The organism is Bacillus sp. FSL M8-0266 (assembly GCF_038613425.1).
Taxonomy (GTDB): domain Bacteria; phylum Bacillota; class Bacilli; order Bacillales; family Bacillaceae; genus Bacillus; species Bacillus pumilus.
The window spans coordinates 509,962-527,522 of record NZ_CP152015.1 but is presented as its reverse complement, the minus strand read 5'-3'; the positions used below and the strand labels follow the sequence as shown (position 1 = coordinate 527,522).

The 17,561-nt window shown below is 41.6% G+C and carries 18 protein-coding genes and 1 riboswitch; of the genes, 3 read left to right on the top strand and 15 right to left on the bottom strand.

Annotation, left to right across the window (positions count from 1 at the left end):
• Positions 1-220: 220 nt before the first annotated feature.
• The 3 genes from alr to acpS form a co-directional block, all read right to left on the bottom strand.
• On the bottom strand, positions 221-1,402 hold the full coding sequence (alr, locus tag MKY83_RS02525; RefSeq protein ID WP_113768718.1) for an alanine racemase: 1,182 nt from the start codon (positions 1,400-1,402) through the stop codon (positions 221-223).
• 135 nt (positions 1,403-1,537) lie between these two features.
• Complete coding sequence (locus MKY83_RS02520; protein WP_342488087.1) at positions 1,538-2,554, bottom strand: outer membrane lipoprotein carrier protein LolA; 1,017 nt, start codon at positions 2,552-2,554, stop codon at positions 1,538-1,540.
• 160 nt (positions 2,555-2,714) lie between these two features.
• Entirely contained in the window at positions 2,715-3,080 is a 366-nt protein-coding gene (acpS, locus tag MKY83_RS02515; protein ID WP_044140566.1) for a holo-ACP synthase, read from the bottom strand.
• A gap of 94 nt (positions 3,081-3,174) precedes the next feature.
• Here acpS and MKY83_RS02510 point away from each other — a divergent pair, with 94 nt between their 5' ends.
• Positions 3,175-3,780, top strand: coding sequence for a rhomboid family intramembrane serine protease (locus tag MKY83_RS02510; RefSeq protein ID WP_065097546.1), 606 nt, complete (start codon positions 3,175-3,177; stop codon positions 3,778-3,780).
• A gap of 56 nt (positions 3,781-3,836) precedes the next feature.
• Here MKY83_RS02510 and MKY83_RS02505 read toward each other — a convergent pair whose 3' ends face one another.
• The 7 genes from MKY83_RS02505 to MKY83_RS02475 form a co-directional block, all read right to left on the bottom strand.
• A complete protein-coding gene (locus MKY83_RS02505; protein WP_185108377.1) occupies positions 3,837-5,336 on the bottom strand; it encodes a PH domain-containing protein in 1,500 nt (499 codons plus the stop codon).
• Positions 5,326-5,805 (bottom strand): PH domain-containing protein, encoded by a 480-nt coding sequence (locus MKY83_RS02500; RefSeq protein WP_044140563.1) that lies wholly within the window; start codon positions 5,803-5,805, stop codon positions 5,326-5,328. Before MKY83_RS02500 ends, MKY83_RS02505 begins: the two co-directional genes overlap by 11 nt.
• A gap of 311 nt (positions 5,806-6,116) precedes the next feature.
• Positions 6,117-7,601: a DEAD/DEAH box helicase gene (locus MKY83_RS02495; RefSeq protein WP_342488085.1), complete on the bottom strand. Its 1,485-nt coding sequence runs from the start codon at positions 7,599-7,601 to the stop codon at positions 6,117-6,119.
• Positions 7,602-7,766: 165 nt separating this feature from the next.
• Positions 7,767-8,105, bottom strand: coding sequence for a hypothetical protein (locus tag MKY83_RS02490; protein ID WP_003213982.1), 339 nt, complete (start codon positions 8,103-8,105; stop codon positions 7,767-7,769).
• A gap of 127 nt (positions 8,106-8,232) precedes the next feature.
• Positions 8,233-8,925 (bottom strand): alpha/beta fold hydrolase, encoded by a 693-nt coding sequence (locus MKY83_RS02485; RefSeq protein WP_113768715.1) that lies wholly within the window; start codon positions 8,923-8,925, stop codon positions 8,233-8,235.
• A gap of 27 nt (positions 8,926-8,952) precedes the next feature.
• A complete protein-coding gene (gene murF / locus MKY83_RS02480; RefSeq protein WP_278177902.1) occupies positions 8,953-10,317 on the bottom strand; it encodes a UDP-N-acetylmuramoyl-tripeptide--D-alanyl-D-alanine ligase in 1,365 nt (454 codons plus the stop codon).
• Positions 10,318-10,398: 81 nt separating this feature from the next.
• On the bottom strand, positions 10,399-11,481 hold the full coding sequence (locus tag MKY83_RS02475; protein WP_044140559.1) for a D-alanine--D-alanine ligase: 1,083 nt from the start codon (positions 11,479-11,481) through the stop codon (positions 10,399-10,401).
• Positions 11,482-11,664: 183 nt separating this feature from the next.
• On the opposite strand from MKY83_RS02475, the gene MKY83_RS02470 reads away from it, so the two are divergent.
• Complete coding sequence (locus tag MKY83_RS02470; RefSeq protein ID WP_034663973.1) at positions 11,665-11,985, top strand: thioredoxin family protein; 321 nt, start codon at positions 11,665-11,667, stop codon at positions 11,983-11,985.
• Positions 11,986-12,331: 346 nt separating this feature from the next.
• Positions 12,332-12,481 carry a Fur-regulated basic protein FbpB gene (fbpB, locus tag MKY83_RS02465; RefSeq protein WP_065097549.1) on the top strand — a complete coding sequence of 50 codons (150 nt, stop codon included), beginning with the start codon at positions 12,332-12,334 and terminating at the stop codon, positions 12,479-12,481.
• Between the two features lie 99 nt (positions 12,482-12,580).
• On the opposite strand, the gene MKY83_RS02460 is transcribed toward fbpB, so the two are convergent.
• The 5 genes from MKY83_RS02460 to MKY83_RS02440 form a co-directional block, all read right to left on the bottom strand.
• A complete protein-coding gene (locus tag MKY83_RS02460; protein WP_003214381.1) occupies positions 12,581-12,916 on the bottom strand; it encodes a hypothetical protein in 336 nt (111 codons plus the stop codon).
• Between the two features lie 117 nt (positions 12,917-13,033).
• The gene (locus MKY83_RS02455; protein ID WP_126741647.1) at positions 13,034-13,801 is read right to left on the bottom strand and encodes an ABC transporter permease; all 768 of its coding nucleotides are present in this window, start codon (positions 13,799-13,801) and stop codon (positions 13,034-13,036) included.
• Positions 13,779-14,705, bottom strand: coding sequence for an ABC transporter ATP-binding protein (locus MKY83_RS02450; RefSeq protein WP_217013199.1), 927 nt, complete (start codon positions 14,703-14,705; stop codon positions 13,779-13,781). Before MKY83_RS02450 ends, MKY83_RS02455 begins: the two co-directional genes overlap by 23 nt.
• A gap of 126 nt (positions 14,706-14,831) precedes the next feature.
• Entirely contained in the window at positions 14,832-16,073 is a 1,242-nt protein-coding gene (locus MKY83_RS02445) for a dicarboxylate/amino acid:cation symporter (protein WP_342488081.1), read from the bottom strand.
• Between the two features lie 78 nt (positions 16,074-16,151).
• A riboswitch (cyclic di-AMP (ydaO/yuaA leader) is annotated at positions 16,152-16,284 on the bottom strand.
• Between the two features lie 63 nt (positions 16,285-16,347).
• A complete protein-coding gene (locus MKY83_RS02440) occupies positions 16,348-17,370 on the bottom strand; it encodes an AI-2E family transporter (RefSeq protein ID WP_342488080.1) in 1,023 nt (340 codons plus the stop codon).
• Positions 17,371-17,561: the final 191 nt, after the last annotated feature.

Below are 17,561 nucleotides of genomic sequence, written 5' to 3'. Positions count from 1 at the left end.
CACAAGCAAAGCTGTTTCATGATTTCTTTTTTAGATGATGATATTGCGTTCGGCCACCCGTAAATCAAGATGATAATGGAGTTCCTCTTTCCCATTATACGCTTTTTTCCGAAAATCATACGGTATTTCCAAAATCTCTAAAAAAGGGAGAATGTTTACCCTACTTTTGTCGAATAAAAAAGAACGAAGTCAGTTTGACTATCGTTCTTTTGAATGTTGTTTATAAAAAACTTGGCCCGCCTTGAAGGAGCGGATTCCGCACATGCACTCTTTCGCCGTCCTCTATATATACTCTTGGGACGCGGTGGCCAATCGAGCAAGTGACTTCATAGTTAATGGTTTCAAGCCTTTTGGCGATTTCATCGACTGATACCATGTCTTCTCCTTGCTGACCAATCAAAACGACCGGCTCCCCTACTGGAAGCTTGTCTTTCAGTTCAATCATGAATTGATCCATACAAACCCTTCCTGCGATCTTCCGGCGCTTTCCGCCAACAAGTACTTCCGTTCCTGCCAGCTTCCTGATCCATCCATCTGCATAGCCGACTGGAACCGTGCCGATCCACGTATCTTGATTGGCTGTATACGTCGCCCCATAGCTGACACTCTCACCCTTTTGAATATGCTTTACATGGGCAAGCTTTGTATGAAGAGACATGGCTTCTTCGAGCTTGAAAGGCAATTCATCTTTGATTTCTTCAGACGGTGACAGCCCGTACATACTGATGCCGAAGCGAACCATATTAAACAAAACGTCTTTAAACCTTAAAGCTGCAGCACTGTTGGCGCAATGAACGAGCAGCTTGTCCGTATGAAGCGGCTCAAGCAGTGTTTGAAAGGTGTCGACCTGCCGATCAAAGTAGGCTTCATCCTTTTCATCTGCTGTCGCAAAGTGAGTAAATACGCCTTCCAGCTGTAAATAAGAGTGCTCGCTGACAAGCTTTTTCACTTCGTTCACTTGCTCGATCGTTTTCACACCTAATCGGTTCATTCCGCTGTCTATTTTCAAATGAAAACGTATCGGTTGTCCCATCTGCCCTTTCACCATTTTGGTGACGTCTCTCAGCCAATCGATGGAGTAAGCGGTCATGATGACATTGTATCGAACGGCTGCTTTGACATATTCCGGCGGTACAGCGCCGAGTACAAGTATTTTTGCTGTGATGCCTTTATTTCTTAAAGAAACGGCCTCATCTAAAAAGGCGACGGCTAATACGTCTGCTCCTGCTTTGAGAGCAGCTCTTGCCACTTCTATATCTCCATGTCCATATGCATTGGCTTTCACCACAGCCATCAGTTGAACACTTTGACCGATATGATCTTTCATATGTGAAACATTATGCTTGATTGCTGATAAATTAATTTCTGCCCATGTGTCTCTATAAAAGGCATTTGTGTCCATCCGTCACACTTCCCTATTGAATGATTCAATCCTCTCATATGATACTAAAAATCAAGAATAAAGTGAAACAAATCAAAGAAAATCAGCCCTTGCATAGGGCTGATTTTTCATTTCTAAGGCTTTCGCCTGAGGTATTTATTTAGCTGACTGACCTTCTACACTCTTTGCAACCATCAACAGCTCTTCATTCGATAGATCACTTGAAGAAATCAAGTAGTCCACTCCGTCAGATGTCCATGAAAGGGATTGATCTGTAAGAACCCCAACTGTCATGCCAAGGTCGACTGGCTCGCCGTTCATTGTCACAGGCGTAGACGCTTCAGCGACTCTCGCTTTTTCCTGAATAAGTGTGAAGGATTTCTTTCCGCCATACGTCATGACATAACGCTTCCCGGCATCTGTCATCATTTCTTTCTCTTCCATCTTCTTCACACCCTCTGGCATGTCAACTGGCGTTTTCACCGCAAAGCTGTCAGATGGGTCTGCACTTGTGGCAACATCCATTTGAGAGAGTGTCATGTTTTTCTTCTCATCAAATGCATCTTTGCCAAAGGATTTATTGAATTCAAAGTGAGAGAATTCCACTTTCACCATTGGCTTTTTGTCACTATCCAGCACTTTCACACTGGCAGGCGCCATCGTTTTTTTATGAAAGGTAATCTCTTGGGTAGGCAGCATTTGGTTATGCTGATAATTGGTTTTGGTTTCAAACACATACTTTGAATCTTTCGCTTTGAACTGAGCGGCACTGTCATTTTTAATGTCCTTCACGAGTGACTCAAATAAGTAGACCTGACTGCTATTATTCGGCCAATCACTGTGGAAACGGAAGCTCTTGTTCAATGAAGGTGTCAGCACAAACACACCATTGCCATTTCTTAAAATGACTTGACTCTGATCCTTTTTCGGATTTTCTAAATAGACACGGTAAAGTTCCGGCTTCTTGTACCAAATTTCTACTTGATACTCCTGCGGGTCATTTCCTGTCTCAATGGTCATTTTTGCTTTGGCTTTGTATGATGTCATTTCCTCTGCCTTTTTGTTTAAATCTCCAACGATATCCTGCTGAGATTTTTGACCGCATGCGGAGAGAATCAGTACAAAAAGGATTCCCGTTACAAGCAAAACAAAGCTTTTTCTCACCCTTTTCAACCCCTTCGTTAATTGTGTTAAAAGGAAGAAACCGCTTGTTTGACTTTAACAGTACGCCTCAAGAGTTAACTGCGTACCGCGAACCATCAAAGCCTGTTAGCAACACGCCCTTCCTTATCGCACTACCCAATATATGAAGGAGGGACAAACAATATGCAGACTAGCTTGACAACCTTTCAATTAAAACTTGTGCAGCAGCATATTCGTTCGTGTGAGTGATGGACACATGAACCTGGTCACCCTTCGTCTTTTCGCTTTTGATGAAGGGTTTTCCAAGTTCGTCTTTATGGATTTCCATATCATGAAAGCTTAAATGCCGGCCGATTCCCGTTCCGTATGCTTTAGCGAAAGCTTCCTTTGCTGCAAAACGTCCTGCCAAAAATTCCAGCTGCCTCTTTTCACTGAGTGTGTGAAAGATGTCTTGTTCACTTATCGTTAAAATTCGTTCTGGTAAACGAGGCTGTCTGCTAAGCACTCGCGCGAGCCGGTTGATCTCTACTATATCAATACCTATTCCTTTGATCATGAGGTACCTCCTATGATACTCGTACTAATTTGGATGTTCTCTTCATAAACGTGTTACTATAAACTTACCATTATCTAGTCAAAAGGGGTTTGTTATGTTTATTCGAACGGAGAGCTTTCAACAATTTATTAGATCGTATCCAATCGTCACAACGATCCTTGCTTTGCAATTTGGTCTATGGCTTATATTTGCGCTTCCTATCCCTCTTATACAGCTTGGTCACGACCATCTCGTCGGTTTCAATTATGGTGTAGCTACTGGAGAATGGTGGCGGCTCGTCACACCTGTTTTCCTTCACGGAAGTCTGACCCATATTTTGTTCAATTCTATGTCTTTGTTCTTATTCGCTCCACCGCTTGAGCATTTGCTTGGGAAGGTTCGATTTCTCATTATCTATCTTGGTGCAGGATTCATTGGCAATCTCGGAACCTATTGGGTGGAGCCTTTAGAGTATGTACATGTCGGAGCGTCCGGTGCGATCTTCGGTTTGTTTGGCGTTTATTTATACCTTGTTCTATTTAAACCGCATATGATGGACCGCGGCAATTCTCAGGTGATCTTAACGATTCTTGCAGTCTCTGTCATCATGACGTTCGTCAACTCAAACATTAATATCATGGCTCACTTATTTGGATTAATCGGCGGCATGCTCCTAGCACCTCTTACGCTATTTTTCCATTCAAAAAAAAGACGCTATTAACCTCATAAAAAATGTCGATCACTCCTATGAACAGGAAGCAGATCGACATTTTTTGTTTAAGAAGATTTATTTTTTTCATACGAATACCAATCCATTACACGTGTTGCATCTTCTTCCTCAAGGTGATGCACACCAAAGGAATCAAGCAGTGCAGAGGATTTCACAAAGGTGTGAATACTCGCCACTCGGCCTTTCTTTTGGAAGAAAGATTGCGTCATCGTATAGTTTTGCATTCGTTTTCTCAAGACAATGCCGGTGGTTTTGCCAATGCCTCTTGATGTCAGTTGAATCAATGGATCTTTGATCGTATAGCCTGATTGTTTATAAGCTAAATAGCCAAAAACCAAAGCAATAGGAAGCGGAATGAGTGCCAAATACCCCCATGGCGGGAAACGGACAGATAGGATCACGCCGACAAGTAATGGTACAAAGCCGAAAGAGATCAGATAGCGCTTGAGTGAACGCTTTGGCACCTTTTTCAGTTCAGCTTCTGGCTCCAAATGATAATCATCTGTGAATTGAGAGAGCAGTTCGTTGATTTTTTTCTTCCGAATCAGTGGAAATAAGACGGAAGAGGTTTCTTTTTCTGCAATAGAACCTCCTGCACTCACAAGCATCACCGTCGCAAAGCCAAAGGGTTCACGGAGAATATTTTCTTTGATTTTCACTGCTTGAATTCTCGCAAGTGGAATGGTCATTTGATGCCTCTCAATGAGCCCTCTTGTGATGATGATGTCTTTCCCTTTTCGTTTTGCGGTAAAATTTGCATATTGAAGGGCTGTTACCCCAACACTAAGAATCCACGCAATCAATACGGCAATAAATATGAGAATCGCATAAATCTCAACACTCGCATGACTTAAAAAAGAAAACCGCTTGAAGAATCCGTCCAAAGGAAGAATTTCATCTATTTGTGTGTAAATGGCGAGACACCCAGAAATAATGACTCCGATCCCGCTTGAAGTGGTCGCAGCCAAAAGCAGCTCTGGTATACCCATTCGGTAGGAAACATTGATTTCTTTTTCTACAGGTTGCTGCGCTGTCAGAGGATCATGCGGGACATCCCCATTTTCATCCACCATTTCTTCTTGCTGCAAGCTTTTCTTCCGGTTGAAAATCGATTGCTTTAATTGTTCCGCTTCTGCTTTTGTAATTGCCGTCAGACTCACTTCCGGTCCGTCTGTTCCGCCAGCTGTTTCGATTTGAACCCGCACCAAACCAAAAATCCGCTGGAAGATACCTTCACTTGTATTCACCGTTTGAATTCGTTCTAACGAAATATATTTTTTCTTTTTTGTGATGACGCCCGATTCCACGCGAAATTCATCCTCTTCCATTCGGTAGGTAAATCGTCTCCATGCTAAAACGGTTGAAACAGCTTTCCATAAAAGAAGCACACCAAGAATGATAAATGCATAAAAACGAATGCTCGAGTTCGAGTTCACAAAAATAAGCACGAAAAAAGGGATAATGAAGTTTTTGACCATGGATACGGCATCTGATATAAAATCAATGAACATCGAGATTGGATGTACACGTTTTGGTTCAGACATCATCTTCCGTCACCCTTGCTAAACGAGATATGTAATCACGAAGCTCATCTGCTTCTTCTAATTCTAGCGCCGGTATATCATGAACTGTGGCAGCAGTCGATATTTGAACAGATGCCAAACGGTAGCGCCTTAAAAGCGGCCCTTGTGATGTATCGACATGCTGGACACGAACCATGGGTACAATCACACGTGTAACGCGAATGAGTCCATGCTGAATTTCAATTTCATTTTCGAATACTTCGTAGCGCCAGATGCGATGACGGATTTTCGGTATAAGCCAAATGCCAAAAATGACCTGTAAGACCCATAAACCGGTGAGGATGGCGCCAATCCAATATGGCCATTGAAGATAATAACTAGCAACAAATACCCCAATGATGATGAGTAAGAAAATCAATGAGATAATTCCATTTTGAAGACGCCATACCTTTAAACCATTTAAACTAATTTGACGTTGCGGCTGTTTTCTCACATTCTTCCCCCATTCTCTTACTTTTCTATCAATATATTACGAAACAAATCCTAAAAAGTTTCAGCAAACCTGTTAAAAAAAGCGAACCCTGCAAAGGATTCGCTTTAGATTGTTGACAAAGTGCTAAAATGATGTTTATTTTAGCACTTTGTCTTCTTTTCAGCGTGATAGAAAACCTTTGCAGTCTAGGAAGGGCGAGCACTGGCGCGGAGCGAATTGAACATTCGTGAGCACCAGCGCGCAGACCTGACAACGAATGCGAGGGTTTGTCTACACGCTGAAGCGAATCCTGCAAAGGATTCGCTTTTGAATTAGCTATTATAAGATTTCTTTTGACGACGATCGCTAGAAGAACGATTGCGGTCATTTGAAGAGCGCTTTTTATCACCGTAAGATGAGCGGCTTTTCCCGCGATAGCCGCCGCCACCGTCTCTACGTTTAGAAGAGCTGCGGTTGTTACGATTGTGTTTTGAAATCATTGGTGCTTCATCTGTCAAACGAACAGGAGTTGCATCTGGCTCTTTTGTCATCATTTTGATGGCAGCCGCAACCACTGTGACAGAATCATGATCTTCTAGCAATTCAGCAGCAGCTGTCATGTAGAAGTTTAAGTTGTTTTCACTGATGATTGTGCGCAGACGATCAATGGTTACTTGCTGTTGACCTTCAATTGCTTCATCTAGAGTTGGTTCTTTCATACGTTCCATTTTACGGTTAGTCGTTTTCTCAATCGCACGAAGCATATCTTTTTCACGCGGTGTGATGAATGTCACCGCCATACCTGTACGTCCAGCACGGCCTGTACGTCCAATACGGTGGACGTAGCTCTCTGGATCTTGTGGTACGTCAAAGTTATACACGTGTGTTACGCCTGAGATATCAAGTCCACGTGCTGCAACGTCTGTTGCTACAAGCACATCGATTGAACCTTCTTTGAATTTGCGAAGCGCAACCATACGTTTCGCTTGAGTTAGGTCACCATGAATCCCTTCAGCTGTATAACCTCTAAGGTTAAGCGCTTCTGACAATTCGTCAACACGGCGTTTCGTACGACCGAAGACAATTGAAAGCTCAGGTGATTGAATGTCAAGAAGACGTGTCAATGTATCAAACTTCTTACGTTCGTGAATATCCAAGTAGAACTGTTGGATGTTAGAGACAGTCATTTCTTTCGCTTTTACTTTTACGTGTTCTGGGTTGGTCATGAAACGTTCCGCAATGCGCTTAATTGGTGCAGGCATTGTCGCAGAGAATAAAAGGGTTTGGTGTTCACTTGGTACATTTGAAAGGATCGATTCAATGTCTTCGATAAAACCCATGTTTAGCATTTCGTCTGCTTCATCAAGCACAACAGTCTCAACATTTTGAAGACGCATTGTACGACGGTTAATGTGATCGAGTAAACGTCCTGGAGTCCCTACGATGATATGAGGATTTTTCTTGAGCGAACGGATTTGGCGGCTGATATCTTGTCCACCGTAAATCGGAAGTACGCGCGCACGCTTGTCTTGGCCAATTTTGTATAGCTCTTCAGATACTTGAATCGCTAATTCTCTTGTTGGCGCAATGATAATCGCTTGGATATTTGGAGACGCTGGGTCGATTTTTTCTACAAGAGGAATACCAAATGCTGCAGTTTTTCCTGTTCCTGTTTGTGCTTGTCCAATGACATCTTTATTCTGAAGACCGAGAGGAATTGTTTCCGCTTGAATCGGTGTCGCTTCTTCAAATCCCATGCGGTTAATAGCTTTCATGAGACTTTCGCTTAATTGAAAATCTTGAAACGTTATAGTCAAATTATTCAAACTCCTTCTAATTGCTGTTTCAGTAATCTCGTGAATGATCATTAAAAACTGCCCTTACCCGAAAGGACAGGTCCATTATATACAAAGCCCGAATTACCCTACCTTATATCTTACCATTACATTATTTGTTTTTCAACAAGACAGAAATGGATATATCTACTGTTCCACAATGACAGATTCACCATCACTTTGATCTCCATCCATCCATTTCCACTTTTCGAACAGTTGAATTTTTCCGTTATCCAACTGCTTAGGTGTAGAATTGCAAGACCCGCTTCTCATGCTACCGTCTTTGCTGACATGGTGGTACCTAAAATGAAGTGTTCCATCCTCATTTACAGTTCCTACAAGTACACCAGATACAATACTGCCGCCTTGATATGTGCCCGTTAATATATTCCCGTCCTGACGATATTGAAATATGGTGCCTGCCGATACTTCTCCGTTACTCGAATTAGACTGCGGGACAAAGGTTTTTCCGTCATATTGAAACAACCGAATCAGCCACCTTTTCTTTCCTATTGTACCATAGGCTTGTCACTCATTCGACAAAAATGATGCAATTTTTAACAAGTGGGATTCAATTTATATTAGTTTAGCCACATTTTCGCTTTTCTATAGATTAAATTGTTTTTTTTAGAAATTGCTCTACTTTTTCAAACAATTGCTGTGCACACGGCTCGTGACAAACATGGTGTTTACAGTCAGGTAAATAAAATATTTCTTTCTGTCGAGACGGGATTTTATGATCAATAAATTGTGCACTTGAAGCTGGCACAATCCCATCGCTTTCCCCTTGAACAATTAACACAGGGAGGTGAAGCTTCTCAAGGGAGCTCTTCGTTTGCTTCACCAGCTTCATAAATTCTACAGCAGCTGACAGCGGTGTGCTCGTTAGCTTATGACGGTATCTATCATACAAAGGATTCGTATCAATCAATCCAGACAATGATTGCTTCACCATCTGCCTTGTGTCTTGAATCATTTGTTTTGGATTCACATATTTCGCCGCAGCACTTAAAAGGACGAGACGAGCAACTGGATACTTCGCTGCAAGATAAGAAGCAATCATTCCTCCCATAGAAAACCCAATCAAAAAAATGGTATCACATGTTCGGTAAAGAGAAAGAAGTTCTAATTCAGCTGTCGCAATCCATTCTTGATAGAGAATGCCTTTTAGTTGAAGTTCATCTCCATGCCCCGGAAGCGTGACAGACTGAACGTTCCAATCTGTCTTCTGCTTTAAATATTGCGCTAGCGGTTCCACTTCATAGGGGGCGCCAGTGAATCCATGTATACATAGACAGCCAATCATTCTGTCACCTTCTTTGCCGCTCTCTTTTTATAGTGCAGTAATGACTTCTTCTAATCTCATGCCGCGAGAGGCTTTGACGAGAACAACATCGTCAGGACCTGCTACGTCAGCAAGTTTTTTTTTCAGTTCCTCTTTGTCCATAAATGAGAACACGCGCGCGTCACCGAATGATTTCTTTGCTCCTTCAGCGATGAATTCACCTAGGCGGCCATACGTCATCACATGATCAATAAATTCAGGCTTGATATAGCGGCCTAGTTCATAATGATACGTTTCTTCTTCGCTGCCCATCTCAAGCATGTCTCCAAGGACAAGAATGCGATTTGCGAAGCCGTCCATATCTCCTACAAGATCAATGGCAGCCTTCATGGAAGTAGGGCTTGCATTATACGCATCATTGATAACAGTGATTCCTTTTTCTGTTTTAAACAGTTCAAGACGCATTCCTGTTAACTTTGTTTGCATGAGTCCTTGGGCGATTTGTCTTTCATTCAGTCCGAAATGCTGGCCTATGGCAATGGCAGCAAGGGCATTCTTTACATTATGTTTCCCTAATACAGGAATGAGAAACCCCTGGGCATACCCTTCGACCTGAAATTCAGTTCCTTCTGCAAGCTGGTTGATATGCGTTACCTTGATATCACAGTCCTCTGCTTCTCCAAAGGTTTTCACTTGCTGCGAAAGTAGAGTCGCTCTCTCGCGGATCAAAGGTTCATCTCCTAAATAATAAAAGGTGCCATCCTCTTTTAGCCCTTTTGTGATCTCACATTTTGCATCAGCAATGGCTTCTCTTGATCCTAAATCTTGCATATGAGATTCTCCGATATTAGTGATGACTGCTGCATCAGGCTCAGCTAGGTTTGACAAGAACTCGATCTCGCCTTTTGCACTCATGCCCATCTCCAATACAGCTATCTCTGTACCTTCTGGCATCGCAAGAATGGTGAGCGGAAGACCGATATGATTATTAAAGTTACCGTCTGTTTTATGAACTTGATACGTTGTTTGTAAGACGGAATGAATCATATCTTTCGTTGTCGTTTTCCCATTACTTCCTGTAATACCGACAACACGAGGGTTTTCTTCTTTTAAATATGATTTTGCCAATTGCTGAAGTGCTGCCAGAGTATCGTCGACAAGAATGACAGGTACACCGAACGGTGGATTGGCTTCTTTTTGATTCCAAAGAACGGCTGCGGCTCCAAGCTCCACTGCTTTAGAAGCAAATGTGTGACCGTTAAAATGTTCTCCAATTAAGGGGATAAACAATGCACCTTTTGATACTTTTCGTGTATCTGTCGTCACTCCGTAAATTTGCTCTTCGCCAAAAGCTTGATTAGATAGTGTCCCACCAGCCATTTGGGCGATTTGATTCACTGTACGTTTGATCATGATTTTTTCGCCTCTCTTTCTCATTTCACGTTTGAAGGAAAAGAGACACTACCTAAGGATAGTGTCTGCTTGTTGCTCACATTAAAAAGTCGTTTTAATGGTTTGTTTTTCTTGATGGCGTTCAATTGCGAGTGACACTAGCTTTTCAATTAGCTCTGGATACTCTACACCAGTGTGCTTCCAAAGCAGCGGGAACATACTGAATGGTGTGAATCCAGGCATTGTATTCACTTCATTGATCAACACTTCGCCTTTTTCTGTGAGGAAGAAGTCTGCACGTACAAGACCAGAACCGTCTAGGGATTTAAATGCCTTAATCGCCATATCATGAATCGTCTTGTATTCATCTTCTGACACACTCGCAGGAATGATCAAATCTGTATCGCCATCTTCATATTTTGCTTTGTAGTCATAAAAATCTGTTTTAGGTGCAATTTCACCAACGACAGAGCATTTCGGCTCGTCATTTCCTAATACACCAATCTCGATTTCTCTTCCTACAACGCCTTCTTCTACGACCACACGACGATCATATTGGAAAGCCAAGTCGAATGCGGTTTGCAGCTCTTCTTTGCTGCGGCATTTGCTTATTCCAACACTTGATCCCATGTTGGCAGGTTTCACAAAGCATGGATAGCCAAGTACTTGTTCCACCTGTTCTAAGCTGTCTGCCGTGGCTTTCTCATAGTCTTTTTTATTGAAGGAAAGGTGCTTTGCTTGTGCAAGTCCTGCTTGAGCAAAAACATCTTTCATCATGACTTTATCCATACCCGCGGCAGAAGCAAGAACGCCGTTGCCGACATACGGGATATTTAGCAGTTCAAGTAATCCTTGCATCGTTCCATCTTCACCATTTGGCCCGTGCAATAATGGGAAGACAACATCAATCTTCTCATCAGCGGATGCAGGCTGTGGAAACATGCTCTCATTTAAAGAAGTTGGTAAAAACGTCTTTGCGCTCTGTTCAAATTGAAGCATTCTGACGTTTGATACTGGTTCAGTGAGTTTTTCTCCTCTTAGCCATTCGCCCTCTTCTGTAATATAAATTGGATGTATATCGAACTTCTCAGTGTTAAGTGCTTTTGTAACTGCAAGGGCTGTTTGCAGTGATACATTATGTTCGGCTGACTTTCCGCCGTAAATCAATCCTAAACTTATTTTCAATGGATACTCCCCCCACTAAAATTCATCTTTACTATCTTATCACTTTCAAGCAAAAATGCTCTAATTAATTTTTGTTGTTACGGAATTGAAATGATTTGTAAAGTTGTAAGCGCCTCCCGAGCATTTGTATGTCATTCGCCTTTATTTTATATTAAAATGACATTGAAAAGGAGTTGTGACAAATTGAAAAAAATCACAAGTACTGAACAATTCAATGAAATCATTCAATCTGACAAAGAAGTCATCGTTAAATTCTTTGCAACATGGTGTCCTGACTGTACAAGAATGGACATGTTCATTCCAGACATCTTAGAGGCGTATGCTCACCATGAATGGTTTGAAATAAACAAAGATGATTTCCCTGAATTAGCAGAAACGTATCAGGTCATGGGTATTCCAAGCCTGTTAATTTTCAAAAATGGCGAAAAAACAGGTCATTTACACAGTGCAAACGCAAAATCACCTGAAGAAGTGACAGAGTTTCTTCAAGGGCACGTTTCTTAAATCGTGAAACGAAGGACATCAGCAAACACTTGCTGGTGTCTTTTTTTCTCCATCTCTTACATCAAATCTCTTGATAAGACGAATTGTTCAGTCAAAACGTTTCAATGAGCGAAAGAATGTTTTATATAGATGCTTCTCTTACGACATGAAATGACAGGAATTATTTCCTGGGAAAGAATGAGCGTCGACTAGGCTTCGAATTTGTCGATTACGTGAATTTTCTGAATATAATCTTTACTTCAGGCATCGCGCTTTGTATAATAGAGGTGCTAATTGAAAATGATTATCAATTTCATTTATGTGGAATCCTATAGACGTTTATTCTTATAAAGGAGCGATGAGTCACATGTCTAAGAAGAAAATCAAAACGTATCAGCAATTGATTGAAGAAAACAAGAAAGCCATCATGCGCGATCCTAAAATGATGGAAAGTATATACGAAACCATCGACAAAAAGCATCAGAAGCAGCTTGCAGTTGCTGGACGTGAATCATAAACATAAGGGGGAGCAGTCAAAGCTGGCTGCCCCTCTCTTTTGTCTTTTTCAACAAAAAAAGCCGATAAAATCTATGCTGTGATTTTATCGGCTTTTGTTTTAATGTGATTTCGCTACACGGTCCTGCTTCATTCCTAAATAAATGAGCATATATGTGAGATAACCCATGGTCATTGTTAAACCACCGAAGAAGAACTGAGAAAAGACAGGCTCCTCAAATGTTGTGACAGCAGCAAGAATGATCCAGCTCGCATATAAATAAACCATGAACCATTTCATGTTTCTTTTAAGTGTATACAGAAAGAAAAGACCCGCTAACGAAAAGATTCCCAGCGCTAGTCTGAAATAAATAAGATGATCAAACTGGAAGGCAAAAGACACAAACGAAAACGACAGCAGCAACAAAATGGGTAAAGCCGTAATGAAATTTTTCACGATAGTGCCACCTCCAAGACTCCCTCTTATTATAAGACAAAATCAGCCGGTTATCGTGAAATGCAGATTCGTTTTCACAAAGATGTCACGAATTTTTCTTGTTATTTGACACAATTTTTACACATTTACATCACGCTTCCAAAAAAGAACCCAAGCCGTGCCAACAAAGAAAACAAAATGCGCCCCTACCATAAATAGAGAAAACAAAGGGCTCATGCCTTGGAAGGGCGGCGGTCCTTGAAAGCTGTACTGAGTAAAGTCCGTATTAGCAAAAAGCAGAATTTTCCCCCACTGATTTTCTAAAAGAGACATAATAGGCACAAGTGATTTAGCCGCATATAAAACAAAAAACGAGGTCACAAGCGCAACGAGGCTGTTCCTAAACAAGCTGGAACACATAATAGCGAAACTTGCCATCATGATCACTTCCACCCATTGAGATCCGATCACAGCAAATGTATGCTGAAATAATCGTCCCGTACTTTCATCAAATGCAGTACCAAAGAAAATAAGGCCAAATAGGAAAGCAACTACATAATAAAAAACAAACAAATATATGACCGTCAGCACAAGGGTGATGTATTTTGACAGGAAAATTTGCAGCCTTGTTTTGGGCCGTATCAATAAAAACTTGATCGTCCTTTTTTGAAATTCTGTTGAGATCAAGGTCGCGCCAATGACAACTGCGAGCACCTGTAAAATAAACACGACATTCGTGGAATAAGCAAAATAGTTGGCGACAGTGTCTTGTCCACCAAAGCTGGAAATGACTCGTTTCAACGCTAAAGCCATCGCCAATTGAAACACAACGATCAATCCAAGTGCAATGAACGTGATCTTTTTCCTCATCATTTTCTTATGCTCATTCTGGATGAGTTGAAGCATCTGCCGTCCCGCCTTCCGTCCATTTCATAAATGCCTCTTCAATTGATGGCTTTTGAGGCGTCATTTCAAGTACATCAAATCCAGCCAGAACAAGCTGTTTGTTCAGCTCAGGCACTTGGTCTTTGTTCAATTGAAGTAATACATGCGCTCCGTTTCGTTCATATGTATAGGCATGTGTATCGAGCCACGAAACCGCCTTTTCCACTGGCTGAATATTCATGAGCATCTGTTCTTTCCCCTCTATGTCTCGAAGCATGGCACTAGCTTTGATCTGTCCTTTTTGAATGATGATCATGCGGTCACATAACTCTTCAACCTCATGCAATAAATGTGTGGCGAATAATACGGACGTTCCTTCTTCTCTTACTAGTGTTTGCAAGTGCTCCCTGAATTCCTTCATACCTGCAGGATCAAGTCCATTTGTCGGTTCGTCTAAAATGAGCAGGTTCGGCTGATGTAATATGGCTTGTGCAATCCCAAGCCTTTGTTTCATCCCCAGTGAATATGTCTTCACCTTTTGATGAATGGCGTGCTCCAGACGAACTCTTTTCACCACTTCCTGCATTCGTTCCTCCGTCACTCCATCGTGCATCGCCGCATACAGTTCAAGGTTTTCAAAGCCTGTTAAATAAGAATAAAATTCGGGATTTTCTATGATTGCACCAACAGATGACATCGCATGTAGGAAATCCTCATCCTGTGAATATCCATTGATCATGATTCGGCCATTGTTTTTTTTCATCAAGCCAACGATCAAACGAATCAAGGTTGTTTTTCCAGACCCATTTGGTCCTAGTAAGCCGACAATTTCCCCCTTCCCTATTTCTATAGATATATCTTGTAAGATCATTTTCCGGCCAATTCGTTTATCGACTTTCTCTACTTTTAGAACAGCAGACTCCAACGTGGCTCCTCCTTCTGATGTAAAACCTTTGGCGGCAAATAAGACCGCTCATTCTGTTAAAAGTATATCACGCAAGACAAGGGACTCCATGAAAAAAAGGCTGATCGAGTCAGCCCTTCTTTTACATTACATGGATAGGTTCGGTGATGCTGCGTCTTTCTCGTGTTTTTTTTCCGTTTCTGTCACAATCACCGCACATGCGGCGTCACCTGTAATATTGACAACGGTTCTTGCCATATCTAATAAGCGGTCTATGCCAAGGATGAGCGCAATGCCTTCAACCGGCAGATTCACAGAGTTCAGTACCATAGCGAGCATGATGAGCCCAACTCCTGGCACACCCGCTGTACCGATACTTGCTAAGACAGCCGTTAAGACAACCGTCAGCATTTGGACAAGCGTCAGTTCAACTCCATACACTTGCGCGATAAAAATAGTCGCGACCCCTTGCATAATCGCTGTACCATCCATATTAATGGTTGCACCAAGCGGCTGTACAAAGCTTGAAATCGGCTCTGGTACCTTCAAGCGTTTCTGGGCTGTTTCCATCGAGACTGGGAGGACTGCGTTACTGCTTGACGTACTAAATGCGACAACCATTGCTGGAGAAAAACCTTTGAAAAATGCCATCGGATTTCGTTTCGCTAAGATGGCGACAGTTGACCCATAAGTCAGGAAGAAATGCAGCACGAGCGCAACTAACACGACCGAGAAATAGAGGCCCATCGCTTTCATCGCATCAAATCCCTGGCTGCCAATGGCAGTTGCGATCAAACCGAATGTTCCGTACGGTGCGAACTTCATCACTATGCCGACAAGGTACATCATTAATTCATTTCCTTGTTCAAACAGCTTCAGCAAACCTTCCGTCTTCTTTCCAAGCATGGCAATGCCAAGACCTAAAAATACACAAAAGACGATGATTTGAAGCATGTTTCCTTCAACTAAAGATTGGACTGGATTGGTTGGAATGATGTTGAGTAGTGTTTCTGCCATTGATGGGGCTTCCTCTGCGGAATAATCAGCCGCTTTCGTATCAAAATGACCGATTGCTCCCGGCTTGATTAATAAGGCTAATGAAATGCCAATGATGATGGCAAAAGTAGTAGTAAGCAGGAAATAAGTAATGGTTTTTGTGCCGATTCTGCCAAGCTTTTTCGGATCACCTAGACCTGCTACACCTAGTGTGATGGAAAAGAATACGATCGGCACCACTAACATTTTGATCAGATTTAAGAAGATTTGACCTAGAGGCGTAAATAGATAAGGGTCTAACACTTTGAATACATTTGGAGCAAAAATGTTAAGCAATAGTCCTGTGATTGCACCTACAAACAAGGCAATAATAATTTTCGTCGCTAGCTTCAATAAACTCTCCCCTTCCTCATCAAAAAAGACCCACAAGAGAGTTTTCTCGTGGGTCTTTGTTTCCATACACGTACCACTGTTTACTCTCTTCACGCCGATGAGGTTAGCTGACGGGTTAGGACGAAGAGATGTCCTTTTTTCTCACAGAGAAAAATTCACCCCAAAAACATGGGTCCACCATTCCTTTAGAAGGATTAAGCGTGTGGTAATATGATATTTTCATACTATTTATACCTTATTTTCAGAAAATTGTAAACAGGTTCATATGAACTTTTTAATTACTTTCTTCCTTATTCGTGACCTCCAAAATATCTAAAATGAACACAAAGATCGGGATACCAATAATCAGTCCCCAAATGCCGATGTAGTGTTCAGAGAAGATCAGCACAATAAATGTGAAGAAAATAGGGAGTTCTGTTTTTGCTGACATGAGCTTTGGGTTTAAGAAGTAGGCTTCAATCGCATGGATGATGACGATCACAAGCACGATATACAGGACATACATGCCGCCTCCAAGCGTATACGCAATGATGCTAAGTGGAATAAGTGAGATGACCACACCTGCCACTGGGATTAAGCCTAGCAAAAAGACCATGACCGCTAATCCAAATAATTGCGGGAATCCCATAATGCCTAGCGCAATGGTTGTTAAGACACAGTTAACAGTTGCAATAATAAACTGTGCTTCGAGTACCTTTCCAAACGTTCTGGAGAATTTACGTCCAAAGAAGGCGATTTCATGGTAGAACACAGAGATTTTACTCGTTTTGAACTTGTTCATGAATTGAATAAGGCGTTCCTTTTCGAACAGGAAGAACATGCTTAATATTAAGGACATAATGACCTGGATACTGAACGTACTGAAATCAGTTAAGTATGTATAGAGGAAATTAAACCCTTTCTCAAAGTAAGCTGATATTTTAAAATCTCCGAATACGTTCGTGATGACATCAAAGAAGGGTAAATCTTGTGGATGATCTGCAATTTTCTTTCCTAAATGAAATAGCTGTTCCACCTGCTTGGCGATGATTGGCACAAACACGAATCCACCAAACGTCAATCCACCAGCCAAAAGAATATACAAAAGGGTAATAACCGATTTCTGCCCTATTTTCAGGAAGCGACTTAAAAAGCCTCTAATGACCTCTTCTAACCGATTCATCAAAAAGGTCAATATGAAGGTCAAGAGAATTAAATTCATCATTCCTCTTAATAGATATAAGGCTGTCGCTAATACTACAAATACAGAAAACCGCTTAACACCGGGTTTTTCGAACAATTTTAAAAATGCCGCCATTACGTTACACACCTGCCAGGACTAAAGTCTATTTTTATCGGATCTGATATACATTATATCGGATCTTTCTGTAAATTATATAATAAAAGGTCAATGAGGTCTTACGATTCGCCCTAAATTTATCAAGCTTTAATGTTTTTTCTTTTCAGCACAAGAAAAAACCGAACCCCATGTAGACATAAGGTTTCGGT